Origin of the sequence: Roseburia yibonii (assembly GCF_014297335.1) — a bacterium.
GTDB classification, from domain to species: Bacteria; Bacillota; Clostridia; order Lachnospirales; family Lachnospiraceae; genus Roseburia_D; species Roseburia_D yibonii.
On record NZ_JACOQH010000012.1, the window covers coordinates 30,415 to 50,624 of the forward strand.

Genomic DNA, 20,210 nt, shown 5'->3' on the forward strand with positions numbered 1-20,210 from the left:
GGCTGTTTTTTAGTTTCTGTTCTTTAGTTTAATTTAAAGTTTTTGAGCAGATCACCAAGACTTGTGGATGCGGCTTCATTGGAAGTGTAGTCGGAGATGCTTTCAGCTTCCTCTGCGGAAGTATCGACCATCTCTTCCTCTAACGCGCGCATGCTGAGGCTGATCTTGCTGTTATCGGTATTTAAAACCTTGACTTTGACCTTCTGACCTTCTTTTAAGACTTCAGACGGCTTTCCGATCCGGCGTTCGCAGATCTGGGAGACATGAACCAGACCGCTCAGACCATCGCCGAGATTTACAAAAGCGCCGTACGGCATTAAGGTTTCTACGGTTCCCTCCATGATGCTGCCCGGAACGATCATGGAAATTCTGTGGTTGCGTTCTTCGATCTCTTTTTCCTTCGCGACCACTTTTGCGGAGAGCACCAGTTTTTCCTTCGACGGATCTGCGGTGATCACGCGGACATCCAGTTCCTTCCCGATGTAAGGTGCGGTATCCTCCACATAGTTTAAGGAAAGCTGGGATGCCGGGATAAACGCGCGGATGCCGTCCAGATAGGCAACTACGCCGCTTGGCACACTTTCCTTTACTTTTACCTGCAGAGTCGTTTCATTGTCCAGATACTCTTTGAATTTATCCCAGGCGAGCATGTCGTTTGCCTCGCGCATGGAGAGCTGGATATTGCCCTCGCCGTCATCACGGCTTATGACGGTTGCCTCCAAAGAATCGCCGACGTGAATGTTTTCCAGAATGGAAAAATCCGGGTCATTGGAAAATTCAGATACTTTTATGATGCCGGGCGCATAATATTTCAGATCCAGAGTCGCTTCTTCCTCGGAAACAGAGATGACGGTTCCGGTTAAGATGTCACCCTCGTGGATGGTGCGGAAGGAAGCCTCCAGTTCATCCTTAAAATCGTCCATTGTTTCAGTTTTTGTATTTTCGTCCATGTTATAAAACTCCTTTTTGCTCAGATTGCGGACAAAAAGCGGTCCGCTGTTTTTAATGTAGCATATTGCCGCGTGAAATGCAATTATCGGATGCTTGTCCGGAAAGTGGGGACATGATATAATGGGCGGAAGAAAGAAGAAATGAGGAAAATGAGGATGCGGCATACAAAGATACCGGTAATGGATGTGGTACTGGAAATTTTAGCGGCGATGGGAGCCGTGACAGGGATCGGTCTTGAACTGTATTATTTTAAGATGGCGGGGACAGGACTGTCGGATGCGGTGGTGACGATCCTTTTTGTTGCAGGGATCTATCTTTTGTTTTCGGTGATGGAGCGTTATCCCGCGGTGTGGAATCTTTTGATCCCCGCCCGTCAAAAAAGCAGGATCTATGCGGTTCGTCTGGCGCTTGGCATCAAGGTTTTATTTATGGGAATGACCGTTTACACAGCGGCCTGTGATGTTTACAGGATCTACAGCAGCAGTGTGGTATTCTGGGCTGTGGTCGCGGCGGGTGTCGTGCTCGTTATTTTTATGAAATACCGTATGTGGCAGAGTAACAGGAAAGAAGACAGGAAAAATTCCGGAGGAGAAAATGGAAGCAGTAGTATTTGATATGGATGGCGTGATCTTTGATACAGAGCGTCTGGTTTTGGAAGGATGGGCAGAGACAGGGAAAAAGCACGGGATCGAAGGGACCGATGCGGTCTGCAGACAGTGTCTCGGAACGACATATGAAGTCTCAAGACAGATCTTTTTAGATCATTACGGTGAGGATTTTCCTTATGAAACTTATAAAGAAGAAATGCGTGCGTATTTTTACCGTGCGATCGAAAAAGAAGTGCCGTTAAAGCCGGGGATCCGGGAAATTCTGGAGTACTTAAAAAAAGAAGGATTCCGGATCGGACTGGCTTCGTCCACCAGACGTGAGGCGGTGCTTTCCGAACTGGATCAGGATGGCCTGACCGGATATTTCGACGTGGTCATCGGCGGAGACCTCTTAAAACGCAGCAAACCGGAACCGGATATCTATCTTATGGCATGCAGGGAACTTGGCGTGGAGCCGGTGCAGGCATACGCGATCGAAGACTCCTATAACGGGATACGTTCTGCCCATGCGGCTGGAATGCACCCGATCATGGTGCCGGATCTCATGCCTCCGACAGAAGAAATGAGAGAAAAGAGTGTGGTGATCTGCGATAATCTGCAGGAAGCACAAAAATTCATTGAAAAAATGAGAAAAAATAACGAAAAACAATTATAATATCAAAAAATACTTAAAAATATTTCCTAATTGTGGTAAAATAATAACAGAAAAACATCTGGCATTTTGAATATTAACGGGCATCTGGGCGAAGAGATGCAGAAAGTGTGATGCTATGAAAGTAAAGATGATCAACGGAAATGATATTCAATGTGTAGTTACCGAAGAGGAGATAAGACAGTATGGTCTTGAGATGAATGATATTTTTTCAAATACGGGGAAAGCACAGTCTTTTTTAAACGAGATACTGGATCTTGTGGAGGAGGAGACCGGCTGTGTCGTAGGAGATGGCGCAAAGACCGTACAGGCGGTCTGCCTTCCGGGAAATGCGGTTGCGCTTACCTTTTCAGACCGTGAGAGCGCGGAGTTTCCGGAGGAAGCATCGCTGCTTCCGGAAAAGAAGCTGGAAGTGCTTGGTTTTGGAACGATTACCGAGGCGATCGCGTTTACGAGGTCACTCGATTTTACCGAGTATGACAGGGCGAAATTCTGTAAAGAAAAAGAGATCTTTTATCTGATCGTGGATCTGACCGGAAGCAGTGCAAAAAAGATCGATCATTTCTTCGCGGCGGCGTTTGAGTACGCAAGGACGGTCGAGGAGGATGAATGGCGCTCGTCTTATCTGGAAGAACACGCCACGGTTCTGATCGGGCAGCACGCCATGCATGTTCTGGCAGGCTTGTGAGAGAAAAAGGCAGGAGTTTCGGAGAAAAATCCGGAACTTCTGTTTTTTTTGTGAGAAATGTCGAAAATTGTACAATATGATATTGATTTAACTGGAAGATATATACTATAATAATCTTATTATGATTGAGATGGAGGATGGTTATCTATGGAACAGAAAGATACAAACACCGAAGAAAAGAAGAAGATAAATTTTCTTCACTCTTTGCGGGGAACGATCAGCAATACCGTGTCGATCGCGGTTGTGCTTGATATTGTGATCGTCCTGCTTTTGGTCGTACCGGGATTCAGTGCGGCGATTTCAAACCAGGCAAAGAATAATATGCTTAATGTGGCGGAGGCGTACGCGAATGTCATGGACAACGCGCTTGCACATGAGGACGGATCAGATACGTTATATGAAGAGCTTCTTGGAAATGTGACGCTTGAGGGTGTCGGATCCGCGTATATCTATATGACGGATGAAGACGGCAACATCTTATATCATCCGCAGGCGGACAAGATCGGAACACAGGCGACGAGCAGTGTGATCCAGGAGGTAGTGTCCGAACTGGGATCCGGAAATGTTCCGGCAAATGATGTCAAGGAATATGAATACAATGGAAGCAAGAAATATGCGGCCTATGCGGTGGTGGACAATCACTCGATCATTGCGATGACGGCAGAAGAAGATGAGATCCTTTCCACTTCACGGTCACTCAGCACAAGAGCCATCATTGTGGCAGTGGTATTGGTATGTATTTCCATGATCTGTGCGTACAGCGTTGCATTTAGAATTGCAAAACCGCTGGAGCGTATGGCGGGAATCCTTGTGGATACATCCAGATTTCACTTCCGTCCGAACGGAAATATGGATAAATTATACCGCAGAAAAGATGAGATCGGCGCAATCAGCCGGGCGACCCATGTCATGCGTAGGAACCTGCGCGGCATCGTTGGCGATATTGATGAGGCATGCGAACAGCTGCAGCAGAACACAGATCAGTTAAAGGAAAGCAGCAACGAGATCAATACGGTCTGCACCGATAACTCTGCGACAACCGAAGAATTGGCGGCAAGTATGGAAGAGACATCCGCGACAACCGACAGCATCAATGAGCAGATCGACAGAATGAAGAACGAGGCAATGGCGATCTCAGAGCTTTCACGGAGCGGAGCGGAAAATTCAAGAGAAGTCATGCAGCGTGCAAACCATATGCAGGAGACTACGCAGCAGGCGACCACTCGTACCGAGAAGATGTACAATGAGGTAAAACAAAAGACGGATGAAGCAATCGAGGGCTCCAAAGCAGTGGACAAGATCAACGAGCTGACAGAGTCGATCCGCGCGATCTCCTCACAGACCAGCTTGTTGGCGCTTAACGCAAGTATTGAAGCGGCAAGAGCGGGCGAGGCAGGAAAGGGATTTGCGGTAGTTGCAACAGAGATCGGAAACCTCGCAAATCAGACGTCACAGACAGTCGAGGATATCGACGCGATCATCGGAGAGGTAAAATCAGCCGTGGACAGCATGACAGACAGCTTAAATGCTTCCACAGACTTTTTGGAAAATACCGTACTGAATGATTACAAGACTTTCCGTGAGATCGGAGAGCAGTATAAGGAAGATGCGGGAGTTTTCGAATCCGGAATGGGCAATGTGGAAAGCTCTGTAACGGAATTAAATTCACGGATCGAGACAGTCGCGACTGCGGTAGAAGGAATCGACTCGACGATCAATGAGGCGGCAAACGGCGTAAATGAAATGGCAGAGAAAGTTTCCGAAGTGGTATCTTACACAACGACAAACTATGATCTGGTCAACAACAATATGGAGTATGTCGATAAGCTTCACAAGATTGTAAAAATGTTTACATTGAAATAACAGACGGGCAAAAAGCAGGTACGTCCCAAAACGGGAAATACCTGCTTTTTTAGTGGTAAAAATTAAAGCACAAGATCTACATTAGAACCGATGACCTTACCGGTCAGTTCCGCCATGGTCGTTGCCGTATCTGTGGAATCCGTGGAAGCGGAATCGGAAGCTGTATCGTTGGAACTGTTCGAAACACTGCCCGTTTGCGGAACGTGGTTCTTTTCATACCGAAAAGCGGAAGTGGCATATTTCTGTAGGGATGAACTGAGATCTCCATTGTCTGAAAAAATGCGTTTTAATTTGGTCAGTTTGGCGCTGCCAAGTTCATCGTCATCGATTTCAAGTTTTCCTTTGGTATTGATCGTGATCCCGATAGACTCTAGATCAGAAGAGTGCTCGGAGATCAGATCCTTGATATGGTTCTTCTGATTCTTGATGTAACCGTAATCCGAAGAAGAAGAAGAGTCCATAAAATTGTTGTAGGCAGTCACAAAAGCAGTGATGCTGTTGTAAATATCTCCACCGTTTGCCTCATCGCTGTCATCGTAGTCGAGATCAGACAGTGCCTCTGCTGCCTTTTTTAAAGCTTCGGAATCAGCGAGAACCAGCGTATGATTGGAGGATCTGCTGCGGTAACTGTCTGTGGAAGCCGCACTGCGGTTGGAAGAATAAAAATTCCTCAGGTAATATGAGGAAGAATGATTGGCATTGATCGTTAAACTCATAAAATTCCCTCCCTGGAATTTGTATTTGAATATATACTTCTGATATTTATTTCGACAGAAACAGAAAATAAATTAGTAAAAAATTGGAAACGTCTGGAAAAATAAAATTAAAAATGTGATATTTTTATGAAATCTTGTGAATTTTCGGCTGAAAAACTTGATTTGAAGTGGGGAAGCGTAATATAATAAAAAACGTATGAAAAGTTTTTATAAATTGGTAATAGAATTGTAATAAAAATGAAATGCGAATAAGAAAGGTTGAGATAGAATGAAAAAAAGACTGGTAGCAGTAATGTTGATAGCAGGGATGATGACAGGACTGGTAGGCGGATGTGGCGCGAAAGGCGCGGATCAGACCGAAGGAACAGAGACGGCGGCAGAGGGCGCGACCGAAGAAGCGGCAAAGACGCTTCCTTCCCATCAGATCGGAGAAACATTCACGGAAAACATTAACGGGACAGATGTCTCATTCATCATGATGGATCTTGACCGCGCGGGCGTTGAAATGCCGGTGCCGTCTTCACTGATCGACCCGACCAGATATCGTGGAGGCGTGGCGACAGAGGATGACTGGAACAATTATATCATCTGTGAGCCGGAAGATTCGGAGTACCAGTATTATGACGCGTCCGGATATTTCTTCTATGTTGCGGGTTACGCAGTAGGCGAAAAAGGATGTGTATATACCAATGAAGATGGAACCAGCAATATCACGGATTCCGTTACATTAAGTGATGCGCAGTTGAAGTGGGGCGGCAACAATGACGCGTTCAGTCTGACGACAGAGCCGGTCATCACAGACCGGGACAACGGAACCTTATCCGTAAGCTTTGACACGCCGTTAAATAAGACCGCGACGATCAATGGTGTTGCGGAACAGCATACCTGGCAGGGAGAATACTATGCACTGTTAAACGGAAAACAGGAATTAAACCTGATCTTCGGAAATGCCACACTGGATGCGGCGACCGTAAAGGCGATCGGAGATTACATGGTAGACAATATGCGTTTCAAGGAAAAGACAGCAATGGCTGCCGGAAACGAAGAGTATAAAACAGATCTTACCGCAATGCATGCCAATGGAACCGATGTCACCCTGTCTTATGTGGATGTGGATGACATGACCTTTTTAAATGACAATCTGTATTTTACCTTTGATTACGGAAATAACCTGATGCAGGCGGATAACCAGAGCCTGTACCGGAATGACCGTGCGTTTATCTATGCAAAGACAGGACTTTCCGGAATCAGTAAGGAAGCGCTCGCAACGATCACGGATATGGACAGCTGTTCAAGCATCCTTGGACAGATGGGACTTTACAATTATACGGGTGATAACTTTGCGATGACGACCAAGGGAGATTACACATACCTGACATTTGAAGGTGTGTTCTCGGTGGACGGTATCGATTATCAGACCAGATTTAATATTATGACCAATTCGGTTTCTACTTATGTATTTGTCATTGGATGTAAGCCGGATGGCGGGGATCTGGCAGAACTGCGCAATACGATCGCGGACAGCTGCTGCATCAAGAACCCGCAGTAATAAGCACAGGAAAGAAACATGAAAAGAAAAAACAAGGTTTTAGCCGCGCTCTTTTGCGCGGCGGTACTGATCAATGTGGTATCGTGGTTCTGCAAACCGGCGGTGTCATGGTATCGGCGGTATATCTTTCCGCTGTGGACGAATACGCTTGCCAGAGTGATGTCGGTATTTCCCTTCTCAGTAGGGGAAATACTGATTTACTGTGGCATTTTTGTTATTTTATTTGCATTGGTGCTGCCTGTGACAGCATTGGTGTTTCGTTCTGAAAAGATGAAAAAATTCCGCAGAGGTTACTTTCGCTTTGTGGTATGGGTCATTGCCTGGGTAGTGCTTACAGAGACACTCAACTGTTTTGTCCTGTATCATGCACCGACCGTGGAGGAGGAGTATTACGATAACCGGACTTACGGAAAAGAAGAGCTGCTTTTGGTTTATCAGGAACTTGTCACAAGGGCAAATGAGCTGTCCGGCATGATGCAGCGTGATGCAGACGGAAATGTGGTTTACGGGGGCGATATGTATGCGGCGTGCAAAACCGCAATGCAGAATCTGGGGACGGAATATCCGTATCTTTCCGGTTATTATCCGAACCCGAAAAAGATCGCGTCGTCTGATTTTATGAGCCAGCAGTATCTCTGCGGCATCTATTTCCCGTTTACGTTAGAGGCAAATTATAACGGGACAATGTATCTTATGAATGACGCGGCGACGATCTGTCATGAATTTTCGCATTTAAAGGGCGTGATCTTAGAAGATGAGGCGAATTATTTCGGATTTCTTGCATGCATACAGTCCGAGGATCCGTTCTTACAGTACAGCGGGTATTTAAGCGTATTAAATTATGTGGCAGGGGAAGTAAAGAAGGTCGCCTCGGAGGAAGAACGGGCTGCGCTGCCTGCAGTCAATGAGTGGGTATTAAAGGATATTGTGTTCCTGACAGATGAGGCGTGGGAACGCGTGGAGAAAAAAGCGGTCGTGTCCACAGAGACTGCGAACCAGGCTACAGATAAGTTTTTACAGAGCAACCTGAAAGCAAACGGGGTGTCCGACGGTATGGTGAGTTACAGCCGCGTGGTGCGCCTGTTATTGGATTATTACAATGGAAAATTATGGGAAAGCGGGGAATCAGGAAATGAATAATCAGCTGACAGAAAAAGATATCAAAAAAATGGAAGAGGAGATCGAATACCGCAAGCTGGTCGTGCGCAAGGAAGCGATCGAGGCAGTCAAAGAGGCGAGAGCGCAGGGAGATCTGAGCGAGAACTTTGAGTACTATGCGGCAAAAAAAGATAAAAACAAAAATGAGAGCCGCATCCGTTATCTGGAACGGATGATAAAGACCGCGCAGATCGTATCAGATGATTCCGGTGAGGATGAAGTCGGCGTCAATAATATTGTGGAAATCTATTTTGAAGAGGATGATGAGGTGGAAAAGTTCAAGCTGACCACTACGGTGCGTGGAAATTCCCTGGAGGGACGTATCAGCATTGAATCACCGATCGGAAAAGCGATTCTCGGACATAAGGTAGGAGACCGCGTTTTTGTAAAGGTAAATGACAGCTATGGCTATTATGTGAAGATACAGTCGGTTGATAAAAACAGCGATGACGACAGTGATAAACTGAGAAGCTTTTAAAAGACAAAAAAATTGATTTTTTGAAAAATTATTGTTGACATATGGTGAATCTTATAGTATATTAAACGAGTTGAGTTTTTCAGTTGCTGCCTTGGCTCAGCTGGTAGAGCGTCGCCTTGGTAAGGCGGAGGTCGGCGGTTCAAGTCCGCTAGGCAGCTTACGAATAGGACCGCGAAGATTGCAGATACAGTCTTCGCGGTTTTTGTAATAGCAACGAGAAAAGGAAAGCCGGGGAATCGATCGATTCTCCGGCTTTCCTTTTTGAAACATTCCTTTTATATTTCTTCGCTGCGTGAAAACAGATTTTCCATGGCAGCGCGTGACTGCATATTCTGATAGGCAGTGTAGCTGTCGTTGGAATCATCTTTTTTATCCTGCTCGGAAGCTGCGAGATTCGCAGTCGTGTCCAGGAAATTGTTCAAAAAGATATCGATGAACTTTAAGTAGTCATTATAGGAAAACAACTCGTCAAGCGCGTCGGAAGCATCCGGGGTCTCACGGCTGGCGGTGAGTGTAAAAGAGGATTCCGCCTCATCGGTCGGAAGCTCTTCATCGATATTTTCGGATGCGACAGAGACCGTCTGATCCGGGAGCGTGACACCGTTTTTCATATAGGAAGTAACTTTTACCACATAATCCTGTGTTTCCTTAAAAGGAGGAACACCGCCGTATTTTGCGACATTATTGCTGCCGGCATTGTAGGCAGCAAGCGCAAGCGTGGTATTGCCATCGTATTTTGAGAGCAGCTCGCTCAAATATTTCGCGCCGCCCATGATATTCTGCTTTGAATCGTAGGCATCCGTCACGCCAAGTCCTGCGGCAGTGGCAGGCATAAGCTGCATGATCCCTTGCGCGCCACAGCGTGAGGTCGCTTTTGGGTTGAAGTTGGATTCCTGTTTTCCCACTGCTTTTAAGAGCGAGAGCGGAACCTGGTAGGTATCGGAAGCTTCCTTGAAGATGGATTCCAGTGTGGTTTCGCTGTTCTGCGCGTTAAAAACGGAAGAAAAGGAACCGTCATTGGATTGCTCCGTGCTGTTTGGCAGTTTTAGCTCCGTGCGGTTTGATGTTTTGGGGATGAAATTTATCTGCATAACATGTCTCCTTTGTGGTGCCGTGTTTTCGTTGTCGATAAAATCTATCACAGTTATTGCTATTTTAGCATAAATCGGGTATTTTGGAAATAGACAAAAAGAAAAACGTCGGAAAAACCTTGACAAGACATGGAAAAGACCATATAGTATTCCTGTAAAGTACCACTATAAAAAGGAGCAGGAAATGGATGCGAATCAACTGACAGAAAAGCTGATGGAGTTCGGGCTGACCAGACAGGAAGCGACGGTATATCTGGCACTGGTCGTATCCGGGACACAGACAGGATATGAAGTGGCAAAGCAGACGGGAATTTCCAGATCCAATGCCTACAATGCACTGGCAGGGCTGGTGGATAAAGGCGCGGCATATCCGGAAGAAGGCGCTGCGACCCGCTATACAGCGGTGGAGGTTTCGGAGTTCTGCGAAAACAAGATCCGGGCGCTCACGCGGGTGAAAGAGGAACTGACGCTTTACATGCCAAAGGAAAAGGCGGAAGCGGAAGGATATCTTACGGTTGCCGGGGATGACAGGATCACGGATAAGATCGTAAGCATGCTTTCCCGGGCAGAGCAGAGGGTATACCTGAAAGCCGAGCATGCGGTCATCAGATCGTTTTTGCCACAGTTGGAAGAAATGTGCCGGACAGGGATCAAGGTCGTCATCCTCACGGATGACAGGACGGAGATGCCGGAGCACGCGCGTGTCTATGAGACGCAGGTGAAAGATTATCAGGTTGGTGTGATCACGGATTCCACACATGTGCTGACCGGAGAAGTCGGGCTGGGAGACGGCAGCAGCTGCCTGTATACCGGACAGACAAATTTTGTTCAGATTTTTAAAGATTCATTAAAAAATGAAATAAAACTGATTGAATGGACGAAAGGAGAAAATAAGAAGTGAAAAAACAGCCATTTGTAACAAAGGAAAAATTAGATGAGATCATAAAAGAATATCCGACCCCGTTTCATCTCTATGATGAAAAAGGGATCCGCGCCAACGCGCAGGCGGTAAAGGAAGCATTTTCCTGGAACCCGGGATTCCGTGAATATTTCGCGGTAAAGGCAACACCAAATCCGTTTATCTTAAACATTTTAAAAGAGTACGGATGCGGATGCGACTGTGCGTCCCTCACAGAGCTTATGCTCGCGGACGCACTGCATTTTAAAGGCGAGGAGATCATGTTTTCCTCCAATGACACACCGGCAGAGGAATTTGTATTTGCAGACAAGATCGGAGCGACCATCAATCTGGATGACTTTTCCCATATTGAGTTCCTTGAAAAAGCGATCGGACATATTCCGGAGACGATCAGCTGCCGTTTCAATCCGGGCGGAGTTTATGAGATCAGCAACGGTATTATGGACAATCCGGGTGATGCGAAATACGGATTTACCAAAGATCAGATCATCGAAGGCTACCGTATTTTAAAAGAAAAAGGAGCAAAGCGTTTTGGTATCCACGCATTCCTCGTAAGCAACACGGTTACAAATGATTATTATCCGGCACTGGCGCGCACACTGTTTGAACTGGTGCTTGAGATCCGTGAGAAAACAGGCTGCTCGATCAGCTTTATCAATCTTTCCGGCGGAGTCGGTGTTGCCTACAAACCGGATCAGACACCGAATGATATCCGTGTGATCGGAGAGGGTGTAAGGAAAGTATACGAGGAGATCCTGGTTCCGGCCGGAATGGGAGATGTTGCGATCTATACAGAGATGGGACGTTTTATGCTTGCACCGTACGGATGTCTGGTAACAAAGGCAATCCATGAAAAGAACACCTACAAAGATTATATCGGTGTGGATGCCTGCGCGGTAGATCTGATGCGTCCGGCGATCTATGGAGCATACCATCACATTACCGTTATGGGAAAAGAAGAGGAGCCGTGCGACCACAAATATGATGTGACAGGATCCTTATGTGAAAACTGTGACAAATTCGCGGTAGACCGTATGCTGCCGAAGGTAGATATCGGAGACCTTCTGGTGATCCATGACGCAGGTGCGCATGGCTATTCCATGGGATACAATTACAATGGAAAATTAAAACATGCGGAGATCCTCTTGAAGGAAGATGGCTCCACACAGCTGATCCGCCGTGCGGAGACACCAGAAGATTACTTTAAGACGTTTGACTGCTTTGATATCTTAGAGGATATGAAAGATCCGGCAGACATGTAAAGACCCGGTTACTGAAAAGTTAATAGAGATCGTGGCCGGAGGTCGCGAGCAGAGAAAGAAAATGCTCAAAGATCACACCGTCACGGACTGGCACGCAGGCTTCATCGGACGCTTTGGTACAGGCGGCGATGAAGTCTGCTGCTGTTTTTACACATTCACTGAGCGGAACGCCGGCGAGCAGCTTTGCGGTGACGATGGACGCGAAAATGTCACCGGTTCCCGGCCGGGAACTTCCGCTTACCGGAACACGGCAGCTGTCCGATGTGCTATGTTCGGCATCAAACGTAAAATTAACAAAAAAGTCACCATCCCGGATGCCGGTGATCACGATCCGGGAGGGACCAAGCGCGCACAGACGCTCCCCCAGAGCGTGAAGCACGGAAGGAGAACATTCCGTCTCACAAAACGGTGTGCCGGTCAGAAAGCAGGCTTCCGTCAGATTCGGGGTGATGAGATCCGCAGAATGGATGAAACTGCGCATGGCAGAAACATAGTCGTCGGACAGACCGTGATAGAGCTGTCCGTGATCGCCGAATACCGGATCGATCATGATACGGGTGTCCGGCAGAAGAGATATTTCCTCTTTAATATAAGAGGAAATAAGTTCCATCTGTGCGGAGCTGCCGAGATAGCCGCAGTAGATCCCGTCGAAATGCTGGTCTAATTTCTTCCAGGCATCCAGGTAATCCGGAATGTGCGGGGTGAAATCGTGTTTATAATAGGTTGGAAAGCCGGTGTGGTTTGAAAATAAGGCAGTCGGCATCGGGCATGCCTGAACGTGGCACGCGGAGATAACGGGAAGCGCGACACTCAAAGAACAGCGTCCGATGCCTGCCATATCCTGGATGACAGCCAGCTTTTTCGGTGTTTTGTAATTCATGGTCTGGATTCTCTTTCCTTGTAAAATTAGAAACAAAAGTATCGTATCTATTGTAAGGAAAAAAATCAGATCTTACAAGCTGAAAACACAAAAAAACTGCTTGCAATTACAAATGGGATATGATAATATACCATATGTTCGGGCAAAAAGCCCGATATGCAACATGCCGGTGTGTCGGAATTGGCAGACGAGGCAGACTCAAAATCTGTTGATCGCAAGGTCGTGCGGGTTCAAGTCCCGCCACCGGCAGAAAATACTTGACGGGTATCCTGTTTTGTGTTATTCTGTCAATGTTGCTTGGAAAAAGTAGAGTATATCCACTCTCACCTTAGCACAAATGCGTGACTATGGTTTCTGTTTAAAGCGTGAAGAACGACTCGTTTGATTGTGGATAGACTGCCTATCCACATTTTTTTATGCATTATATATCATTTTTTGGAGGTGCACGGACATTAGCGAGTTAATGATCAACGAACAAATCAGAGATAAGGAAGTTCGTCTCATTGGAGAGAACGGAGAACAGCTTGGGATCATGTCAGCGAGAGATGCTTACAAGCTTGCTCAGGAAGCGGAACTCGATCTGGTAAAGATCGCTCCGACTGCAAAGCCGCCGGTATGCAAGATTATCGATTACGGAAAGTACAGATATGAACTGGCGCGCAAGGAGAAGGAAGCGAAAAAGAAGCAGAAAACAGTTGAGCTCAAAGAGATTCGTTTATCTCCGAATATTGAAGCAAATGATTTGAATACCAAAGTCAATGCAACGAAGAAATTTATTGCCAAGGGGAACAAGGTAAAGATTACTTTACGTTTCCGTGGAAGGGAAATGGCTCATATGCAGAGCAGCAAACATATCCTGGACGATTTTGCCGAGCAATTGGCAGATGTGGCAGTCGTAGAAAAGGCACCTAAGGTAGAAGGAAGAAGTATCAGTATGGTGCTGGCAGAAAAGAAATAACTTATTTTAAAGGAGGAACATAAAATGCCAAAAATGAAGACAAGCAGAGCAGCTGCAAAACGTTTCAAAGTTACAGGAACAGGAAAGTTAAAAAGAAATAAAGCTTACAAGAGACATATCTTAACGAAGAAGACAACAAAGAATAAGAGAAATCTTAGAAAACCGGCTATGACGGATGCAACCAACGTTAAGAACATGAAGAAGATTTTACCATATTTATAGGAATTAGTTAAGGAGGAATAAAACCATGGCAAGAGTCAAAGGCGGATTAGGCGCTAAGAAAAAACATAACAGAACATTAAAGTTAGCAAAAGGTTACAGAGGCGCAAGATCTAAACAGTATAGAGTAGCAAAACAGTCTGTTATGAGAGCCCTTACAAGTTCTTATGCAGGTAGAAAAGAAAGAAAGAGACAGTTCAGACAGTTATGGATCGCTCGTATCAACGCAGCAGCCAGAATGAACGGACTTTCTTACAGCAGATTCATGTATGGCTTAAAATTAGCCGGTGTAGAAATGAACCGTAAAATGCTTGCTGAAATGGCAGTAAATGATGCAGAAGGATTTGCAACATTAGCAGAACTTGCAAAAACAAAGATTGCGTAATTGCGGATAACGGAAATCCCCGTGGGCAGATGATGCCTACGGGGATTTTTTTGACTGACGGTATTCGCGGGGCGAGAGACCGTTTGCGCGGTGAAAGGTTTTGGAAAAATAAAGACTGTTGTCAAAACCGACCGAAATGGCGATCGCGGTGACAGACAGGCTGGAGTGTTCTAAAAGATAACAGGCCTGCTTCATGCGAAATTCCGTCAGATATTCCTTCGGGGACTGCCCGAGTACGGTCTCGAAAGAACGAAACAGATGGCTGCGGCTCAATCCTACATAGGACGCGATATCCTCCACGGTGATTGGGTATGAGTAATTGGCGGAAATGTATTCGATGCCTTTTTGGACATACTGGTTGACGGAAGCGTTTTCTGTGTTTTTGGTCGCATTGTGCATAAAGAGTGCAAGCGCGGTGTAAAGGCGCCCGGTCATTTCCACGGCGTGTTTGAATTCATTTCCCCTGGCGTCGTAAATGTGCAAAAGCTGGCATTTGATCGCGTCGCCCTCCGGCGTATCCTTGATCACCGGCTGTTCCCTGGTGAAATCGGTGGCGTTTAAGATAATGGAAGCGTCGCTTCCGGTAAATCCGACCCAGCAGTACTCCCAGGGATCCTCCCTGTCAGCAAAATAGGTGACTTCCGTATTTGGATAGACTAAAAAAGTGTCGCCGGACTGCAGGTGATACTGCTGTTTGCCCACGATATAGGTTCCGGAGCCGGATATAATGTAATGGATCAGGTAATGATCCCGGATGCCGGGGCCCCACTGGTAAAGTGGGTCGCATTTCTGGAAACCGACATTATAAACAGACAGGGAGACCAGTCCCCTTTCCGATACTTTGTAGGAATTTTTGTAATTCTGGTTCATCCAAAGCCTCCTTTATGATAGAATAAAAGAAACGAAAATTCGTCTTATGAGTTATATTATAAGATGCGGAGAATCGTCATGCAACATAATTACATATTTTTTATACATTTGTTTATGTACGAAAAAGGAAAATGACGTTAGACTAAAGTTACAGAAATGAAACAGAAGAATCATAAAAGATCAGATAAAAGGAGATGTTTGTTATGGCAATTTTGGTAACTGGAGGGGCTGGCTTTATCGGAAGCCATACCTGTGTGGAACTTTTAAATGCTGGATATGATGTGGTGGTATATGACAACCTGAGCAATTCCAGCGAGAAATCCTTAGAGCGTGTCGAGCAGATCACCGGAAAAAAGGTCACTTTTTATAAAGGAGATATCTTAGACCGCGACAGACTGAATGAGGTTTTCGAAAAAGAATCCTTAGACAGTTGTATTCATTTCGCGGGCTTAAAGGCAGTCGGAGAATCCGTGCAGAAGCCATGGGAATACTATAACAACAATATTACAGGTACATTGACACTTGTGGATGTGATGCGCCAGCATGGATGCAAAAACATCATCTTTTCTTCCTCTGCAACCGTATACGGTGATCCGGCACAGATCCCGATCACAGAGGAGTGCCCGAAGGGACAGTGTACCAACCCGTATGGCTGGACCAAGTCCATGTTAGAGCAGATCCTGACCGATATGCAGAAAGCAGATCCGGAATGGAATGTGATCCTGCTCCGTTACTTCAACCCGATCGGAGCGCATCCGTCAGGATTGATGGGAGAAAACCCAAATGGTATCCCGAACAATCTGATGCCGTACATCACCCAGGTCGCTGTTGGTAAATTGAAAGAGCTTGGGGTATTTGGAAATGATTATGACACACCGGACGGAACCGGAGTGCGTGACTACATCCATGTAGTAGATCTTGCGATCGGCCATGTAAAGGCATTGAAGAAGATCGAGGAGAAAGCTGGCCTTTGCATCTACAACCTCGGAACCGGACACGGATATTCCGTTCTCGATATTGTAAAGAATTTTGAAGAGGCAAATGACATCAAGATCCCGTATGTGATCAAACCACGCAGAGCCGGAGATATCGCAACCTGCTACTCCGATGCGTCAAAGGCAAAGAAAGAACTTGGCTGGGAAGCAAAATACGGAATTAAAGAAATGTGTGCAGATTCCTGGAGATGGCAGAAAAACAATCCGAACGGATATGACGATTAAACATATTTTATAATATAGAATAATTTCGAAAGAAGTGATGAAAATTCCCCGGTGTTGTCCGGGGAATTTTGTTTGCTATAAGATACAAAAAAAGCTATTGACTTTTTGGACGGTTTGTATTAGCATTCATAGTAATTTGGTATGAATACATGGAAATTAAAAGAAGGAAGGAAAAAGGCGTGGATATAGGATTTATGACACAATATGCACCGATGTATGTGGAAGCGGCGAAACTGACACTGCGGCTTAGCATCGCGGGAATCCTGCTTTCGCTGGTGGCAGGGCTCGTCTGTGCGTTGATTCAGTATTATAAGGTTCCGGTGCTAAAAAGAATTGTGGCAGTATATATAGAACTTTCCAGAAATACCCCTCTGTTAGTACAGCTCTTTTTATTATATTTCGGACTTCCGAAGATGGGGATTGTCTGGACATCCGAGACATGTGCAGTGATCGGACTGACATTTTTGGGAGGCAGTTATATGGCAGAGGCATTCCGAAGCGGACTGGAATCGGTGGATAAGATTCAGTTTGAATCGGGACTCAGCATCGGGCTGGAACACAGTCAGGTGATGCGTTATATTGTCATTCCGCAGGCGTTATCGACTTCGGTTCCGGCACTTTGCGCGAATGTGATCTTTTTGATCAAAGAGACATCTGTGTTCAGCGTTGTGGCGCTGGCGGATCTTATGTATGTGGCAAAGGATCTGATCGGTCTGTATTATAAAACAGAAGAATCTCTGCTTATGCTCGTGATCGCGTACCTGATCATCCTGCTGCCAATTTCTATTATCGCATCCATACTGGAAAGGAGACTTCGTTATGCAGGATTTGGGAATTAGAGTTCTGTTTATGGGAAATAATTTTATAAGACTGCTCGGAGGACTCTGGGTAACGATCCGGCTTTCTCTGGTCTCTATTCTGTTATCGGTCCTGCTCGGTATATTGCTTGGAGTTGTTATGACATTTAAAAACCCGGTGACCAAATGTCTGAGCCGTGTCTATCTGGAGTTTATACGGATCATGCCGCAGCTGGTGCTGCTGTTTTTAGTGTACTTCGGCGCAACCAAAGCATTCGGGCTCAATCTTTCCGGGGAAACATCCGCAGTTATCGTATTTACCCTGTGGGGAACCGCGGAGATGGGAGATCTGGTGCGTGGTGCGCTCATCTCGATCCCGAAGCATCAGTATGAGAGCGGGGCGGCACTTGGAATGGAGAATGCACAGATCTACCGCTATATCATCATTCCGCAGACATTGCGGAGACTGATCCCGCTGTCGATCAATCTTGCTACGCGAATGATAAAGACAACGTCCCTGATCGTTATGATCGGTGTGGTGGAAGTGTTGAAGGTTGGACAGCAGATCATAGAGGCGAACCGATATACCGTGCCGGATTCAGCGCTCTGGATCTATGTGACGATATTTTTTATGTATTTTCTGGTATGCTGGCCGGTTTCCATGCTGGCTGGAAGGCTTGAGAAAAAATGGAAGAATTGAGGGAGCAATCAATGAAAGAAACGGAAAAATTATTGGAAATACGCCATTTGCATAAAGACTATGGAGAAGGAACGATTTTAAATGATGTTTCTTTGGATATTCACAAGGGTGAAGTGGTGGTGCTGATCGGACCTTCCGGCTGCGGAAAAAGTACATTTCTCCGCTGCATCAACGGGCTTGAACCGATCCAGTCCGGCGAGATCTGTCTGGATGGCGAAAATATTTCAGAAGGAAAGACAAAATGGAGCGAAGTGCGGCAGAAGATAGGAATGGTATTCCAGAGCTATGATCTGTTTCCGCATATGACAGTGATGGATAATATCCTGCTTGGACCGACAAAGGTGCAAAAGAGAAATAAAAAAGAGGCAGAGGCGGAAGCGGAGAAACTTCTGGAGCGTGTCGGACTTTTAGAACGGAAAGACGCGTATCCGAGACAGCTTTCCGGCGGTCAGAAACAGCGTGTGGCGATCGTGCGCGCACTGATCATGAAGCCGGAGATCATGCTGTTTGATGAGGTTACCGCAGCACTTGATCCGGAAATGGTACGTGAGGTACTTGATGTTATGCTGGAGCTCGCAAAGAGTGGATCTACCATGATGATCGTGACGCATGAGATGCAGTTTGCGCGCGCGGTTGCGGATAAGATCGTATTTCTGGATGGCGGAGAGATCGTGGAGACAGGGGCTCCGGAAGAATTTTTTAACAGGCCGAAGACCGAGCGCGCGCGTCGGTTTTTGCATACATTTACATTTGACCAGGTCAAATAAAAGGAGGATTCTATTATGAAGAAATTAGTTTCTTTACTGCTTACGGCAGGACTTTCTGTATCCTTACTTGCAGGATGCGGATCCCAGGGAAGCAGCAACAACGATTCCGCAAATGCGGAAGCAGGCACAGAGACAGCAGGTGCATCTGTGTATCGTACACTGGATGAGATCAAAGACAGCGGCAAGATCACCATCGGTGTATTCAGCGACAAAAACCCGTTTGGATATGTAGATGAAAACGGAGACTATCAGGGATATGATGTATATTTTGCGGATCGTCTGGCAAAAGATCTTGGCGTGGACGTAGAATATGTTTCAACAGAGCCGGCAAGCCGTGTGGAATACCTGAAAACAGGAAAAGTAGATCTGATCCTCGCAAACTTTACCGTTACAGATGAGCGTGCGGAATCCGTAGACTTCTGTCTGCCTTATATGAAAGTGGCACTTGGTGTTGTATCACCGGATGATGCGCTGATCACATCTGCAGATGAGTTAAACGGTAAGACATTGATCGTTGCAAAGGGAACAACCGCAGAGGCATACTTCTCAGAAAACTACCCGGAGGTAAACCTTTTGAAATTCGATCAGTACGCAGACGCGTATAATGCGCTTCTTGACGGCAGAGGAGACGCACTCTCCACAGACAATACCGAGGTTCTTGCCTGGGCACTTCAGAATGACGGGTTTTCTGTAGGAATCGATTCTATCGGTAATCAGGATACGATTGCGCCTGCTGTTGCACAGGGCAATAAGACGCTGTTAGACTGGGTAAACAGTGAAATTGAATCTCTTGCAGGAGAGCAGTTCTTCCATCAGGATTATAAAGAGACTCTGGAACCGGTATACGGAACAGAAGTAGATATCGACAGTCTGGTCGTAGAAGGCGGAAAATTAGACTAAACGCTGGTTCTGTATGGCTTTATGCAAATAAAATAAGAAAAAATAAGCGGCACGCAGAAATATATCAAAAAATGTCAAAAAAAGGTTGACAGATATGTTTCTGCGTGCTATTATATCTAAGCTGTCTGATAGATATTGTGTTAGACAGATAAACAATTAGAGCAAATGTGCGATAACAAGTGCTGGATTAGAAAAGAAAAATGACAAAACAAAAAACTTTTCAAAAAAGCACTTGACAGCAACGCTGAGATGTGATAATCTAAACAAGCTGTCGCAAGAGAGCACAAACAAAAGGACATTGAAAACTGAACAGTGAAATAACCTTGAAAGATTCGTAAGAGAATAATTCAAAGAACGCGATTCAAATGCAGAATCGCAGCGTTTTCAAAAGAAGACGCACCCAAAAACAGTAACGGTCCTTCGGGACTGGATACGGAAATTTAGCCAAGCTAAATTCTGAAAGAATCAACTTTTAAACATGAGAGTTTGATCCTGGCTCAGGATGAACGCTGGCGGCGTGCTTAACACATGCAAGTCGAACGAAGCGCTTTGCTTGATCCCTTCGGGGTGATTGCTTTG

Annotated in this window: 22 protein-coding genes, 2 tRNA genes and 1 rRNA gene; 20 read left to right on the forward strand and 5 right to left on the reverse strand. The window is 45.9% G+C overall.

What is annotated here, in order from left to right; genetic code table 11:
* Positions 1-23: 23 nt before the first annotated feature.
* The gene (locus tag H8Z76_RS12905) at positions 24-950 is read right to left on the reverse strand and encodes a 30S ribosomal protein S1 (RefSeq protein ID WP_022515608.1); all 927 of its coding nucleotides are present in this window, start codon (positions 948-950) and stop codon (positions 24-26) included.
* 156 nt (positions 951-1,106) lie between these two features.
* Here H8Z76_RS12905 and H8Z76_RS12910 point away from each other — a divergent pair, with 156 nt between their 5' ends.
* From H8Z76_RS12910 to H8Z76_RS12925, 4 genes are all read left to right on the forward strand, one after another.
* Positions 1,107-1,565, forward strand: a complete 459-nt coding sequence (locus H8Z76_RS12910; protein WP_186982755.1) for a hypothetical protein — start codon at positions 1,107-1,109, stop codon at positions 1,563-1,565.
* On the forward strand, positions 1,546-2,214 hold the full coding sequence (locus tag H8Z76_RS12915) for an HAD family hydrolase (RefSeq protein WP_022515610.1): 669 nt from the start codon (positions 1,546-1,548) through the stop codon (positions 2,212-2,214). Before H8Z76_RS12910 ends, H8Z76_RS12915 begins: the two co-directional genes overlap by 20 nt.
* A 115-nt stretch (positions 2,215-2,329) precedes the next feature.
* Positions 2,330-2,899, forward strand: coding sequence for an adaptor protein MecA (locus tag H8Z76_RS12920; protein ID WP_186982757.1), 570 nt, complete (start codon positions 2,330-2,332; stop codon positions 2,897-2,899).
* A gap of 147 nt (positions 2,900-3,046) precedes the next feature.
* Entirely contained in the window at positions 3,047-4,762 is a 1,716-nt protein-coding gene (locus H8Z76_RS12925) for a methyl-accepting chemotaxis protein (RefSeq protein ID WP_186982759.1), read from the forward strand.
* A 62-nt stretch (positions 4,763-4,824) separates the two neighbouring features.
* Here H8Z76_RS12925 and H8Z76_RS12930 read toward each other — a convergent pair whose 3' ends face one another.
* Positions 4,825-5,478 carry a hypothetical protein gene (locus H8Z76_RS12930; protein WP_022515613.1) on the reverse strand — a complete coding sequence of 218 codons (654 nt, stop codon included), beginning with the start codon at positions 5,476-5,478 and terminating at the stop codon, positions 4,825-4,827.
* Between the two features lie 268 nt (positions 5,479-5,746).
* On the opposite strand from H8Z76_RS12930, the gene H8Z76_RS12935 reads away from it, so the two are divergent.
* The 4 genes from H8Z76_RS12935 to H8Z76_RS12950 all read left to right on the forward strand — a co-directional run bounded on the left by H8Z76_RS12935 (position 5,747) and on the right by H8Z76_RS12950 (position 8,821).
* Positions 5,747-7,027: a hypothetical protein gene (locus H8Z76_RS12935; RefSeq protein ID WP_186982760.1), complete on the forward strand. Its 1,281-nt coding sequence runs from the start codon at positions 5,747-5,749 to the stop codon at positions 7,025-7,027.
* An 18-nt stretch (positions 7,028-7,045) separates the two neighbouring features.
* Positions 7,046-8,167 carry a DUF3810 domain-containing protein gene (locus H8Z76_RS12940; protein ID WP_186982762.1) on the forward strand — a complete coding sequence of 374 codons (1,122 nt, stop codon included), beginning with the start codon at positions 7,046-7,048 and terminating at the stop codon, positions 8,165-8,167.
* A complete protein-coding gene (locus H8Z76_RS12945; protein WP_022515616.1) occupies positions 8,160-8,663 on the forward strand; it encodes a GreA/GreB family elongation factor in 504 nt (167 codons plus the stop codon). Before H8Z76_RS12940 ends, H8Z76_RS12945 begins: the two co-directional genes overlap by 8 nt.
* 85 nt (positions 8,664-8,748) lie before the next feature.
* Positions 8,749-8,821 (forward strand) — tRNA-Thr (locus H8Z76_RS12950).
* 117 nt (positions 8,822-8,938) lie between these two features.
* Here the strand turns inward: H8Z76_RS12950 and H8Z76_RS12955 are convergent.
* Complete coding sequence (locus H8Z76_RS12955; RefSeq protein WP_186982764.1) at positions 8,939-9,754, reverse strand: lytic transglycosylase domain-containing protein; 816 nt, start codon at positions 9,752-9,754, stop codon at positions 8,939-8,941.
* Positions 9,755-9,938: 184 nt separating this feature from the next.
* Between H8Z76_RS12955 and H8Z76_RS12960 the strand changes: the two genes are divergently transcribed.
* Positions 9,939-10,655, forward strand: a complete 717-nt coding sequence (locus H8Z76_RS12960; RefSeq protein WP_022515618.1) for a TrmB family transcriptional regulator — start codon at positions 9,939-9,941, stop codon at positions 10,653-10,655.
* The gene (locus H8Z76_RS12965) at positions 10,652-11,935 is read left to right on the forward strand and encodes a diaminopimelate decarboxylase (protein WP_186982766.1); all 1,284 of its coding nucleotides are present in this window, start codon (positions 10,652-10,654) and stop codon (positions 11,933-11,935) included. The genes H8Z76_RS12960 and H8Z76_RS12965 overlap by 4 nt, the downstream gene beginning before the upstream one ends.
* 19 nt (positions 11,936-11,954) lie before the next feature.
* On the opposite strand, the gene H8Z76_RS12970 is transcribed toward H8Z76_RS12965, so the two are convergent.
* Positions 11,955-12,815 (reverse strand): pyridoxamine kinase, encoded by an 861-nt coding sequence (locus tag H8Z76_RS12970; protein ID WP_186982768.1) that lies wholly within the window; start codon positions 12,813-12,815, stop codon positions 11,955-11,957.
* A 165-nt stretch (positions 12,816-12,980) separates the two neighbouring features.
* Between H8Z76_RS12970 and H8Z76_RS12975 the strand changes: the two genes are divergently transcribed.
* From H8Z76_RS12975 to rplT, 4 genes are all read left to right on the forward strand, one after another.
* Positions 12,981-13,064 (forward strand) — tRNA-Leu (locus H8Z76_RS12975).
* Between the two features lie 214 nt (positions 13,065-13,278).
* A complete protein-coding gene (gene infC, locus H8Z76_RS12980; protein WP_022515620.1) occupies positions 13,279-13,773 on the forward strand; it encodes a translation initiation factor IF-3 in 495 nt (164 codons plus the stop codon).
* 24 nt (positions 13,774-13,797) lie between these two features.
* A complete protein-coding gene (rpmI, locus tag H8Z76_RS12985) occupies positions 13,798-13,995 on the forward strand; it encodes a 50S ribosomal protein L35 (RefSeq protein ID WP_014079772.1) in 198 nt (65 codons plus the stop codon).
* 25 nt (positions 13,996-14,020) lie between these two features.
* Complete coding sequence (gene rplT, locus H8Z76_RS12990) at positions 14,021-14,377, forward strand: 50S ribosomal protein L20 (protein WP_022515621.1); 357 nt, start codon at positions 14,021-14,023, stop codon at positions 14,375-14,377.
* Positions 14,378-14,413: 36 nt separating this feature from the next.
* On the opposite strand, the gene H8Z76_RS12995 is transcribed toward rplT, so the two are convergent.
* On the reverse strand, positions 14,414-15,247 hold the full coding sequence (locus H8Z76_RS12995) for an AraC family transcriptional regulator (protein ID WP_186982770.1): 834 nt from the start codon (positions 15,245-15,247) through the stop codon (positions 14,414-14,416).
* A gap of 203 nt (positions 15,248-15,450) precedes the next feature.
* Between H8Z76_RS12995 and galE the strand changes: the two genes are divergently transcribed.
* The 6 genes from galE to H8Z76_RS13025 all read left to right on the forward strand — a co-directional run.
* A complete protein-coding gene (galE, locus tag H8Z76_RS13000) occupies positions 15,451-16,467 on the forward strand; it encodes a UDP-glucose 4-epimerase GalE (RefSeq protein ID WP_022515623.1) in 1,017 nt (338 codons plus the stop codon).
* 179 nt (positions 16,468-16,646) lie between these two features.
* The gene (locus tag H8Z76_RS13005; RefSeq protein ID WP_186982772.1) at positions 16,647-17,306 is read left to right on the forward strand and encodes an amino acid ABC transporter permease; all 660 of its coding nucleotides are present in this window, start codon (positions 16,647-16,649) and stop codon (positions 17,304-17,306) included.
* A complete protein-coding gene (locus H8Z76_RS13010; protein ID WP_186982774.1) occupies positions 17,287-17,964 on the forward strand; it encodes an amino acid ABC transporter permease in 678 nt (225 codons plus the stop codon). Before H8Z76_RS13005 ends, H8Z76_RS13010 begins: the two co-directional genes overlap by 20 nt.
* An 11-nt stretch (positions 17,965-17,975) precedes the next feature.
* Positions 17,976-18,731 (forward strand): amino acid ABC transporter ATP-binding protein, encoded by a 756-nt coding sequence (locus H8Z76_RS13015; RefSeq protein ID WP_022515626.1) that lies wholly within the window; start codon positions 17,976-17,978, stop codon positions 18,729-18,731.
* Between the two features lie 15 nt (positions 18,732-18,746).
* Positions 18,747-19,631 (forward strand): cysteine ABC transporter substrate-binding protein, encoded by an 885-nt coding sequence (locus H8Z76_RS13020; RefSeq protein WP_022515627.1) that lies wholly within the window; start codon positions 18,747-18,749, stop codon positions 19,629-19,631.
* 474 nt (positions 19,632-20,105) lie between these two features.
* Positions 20,106-20,210: ribosomal RNA gene (locus tag H8Z76_RS13025) — 16S ribosomal RNA — on the forward strand; the annotation flags it as partial.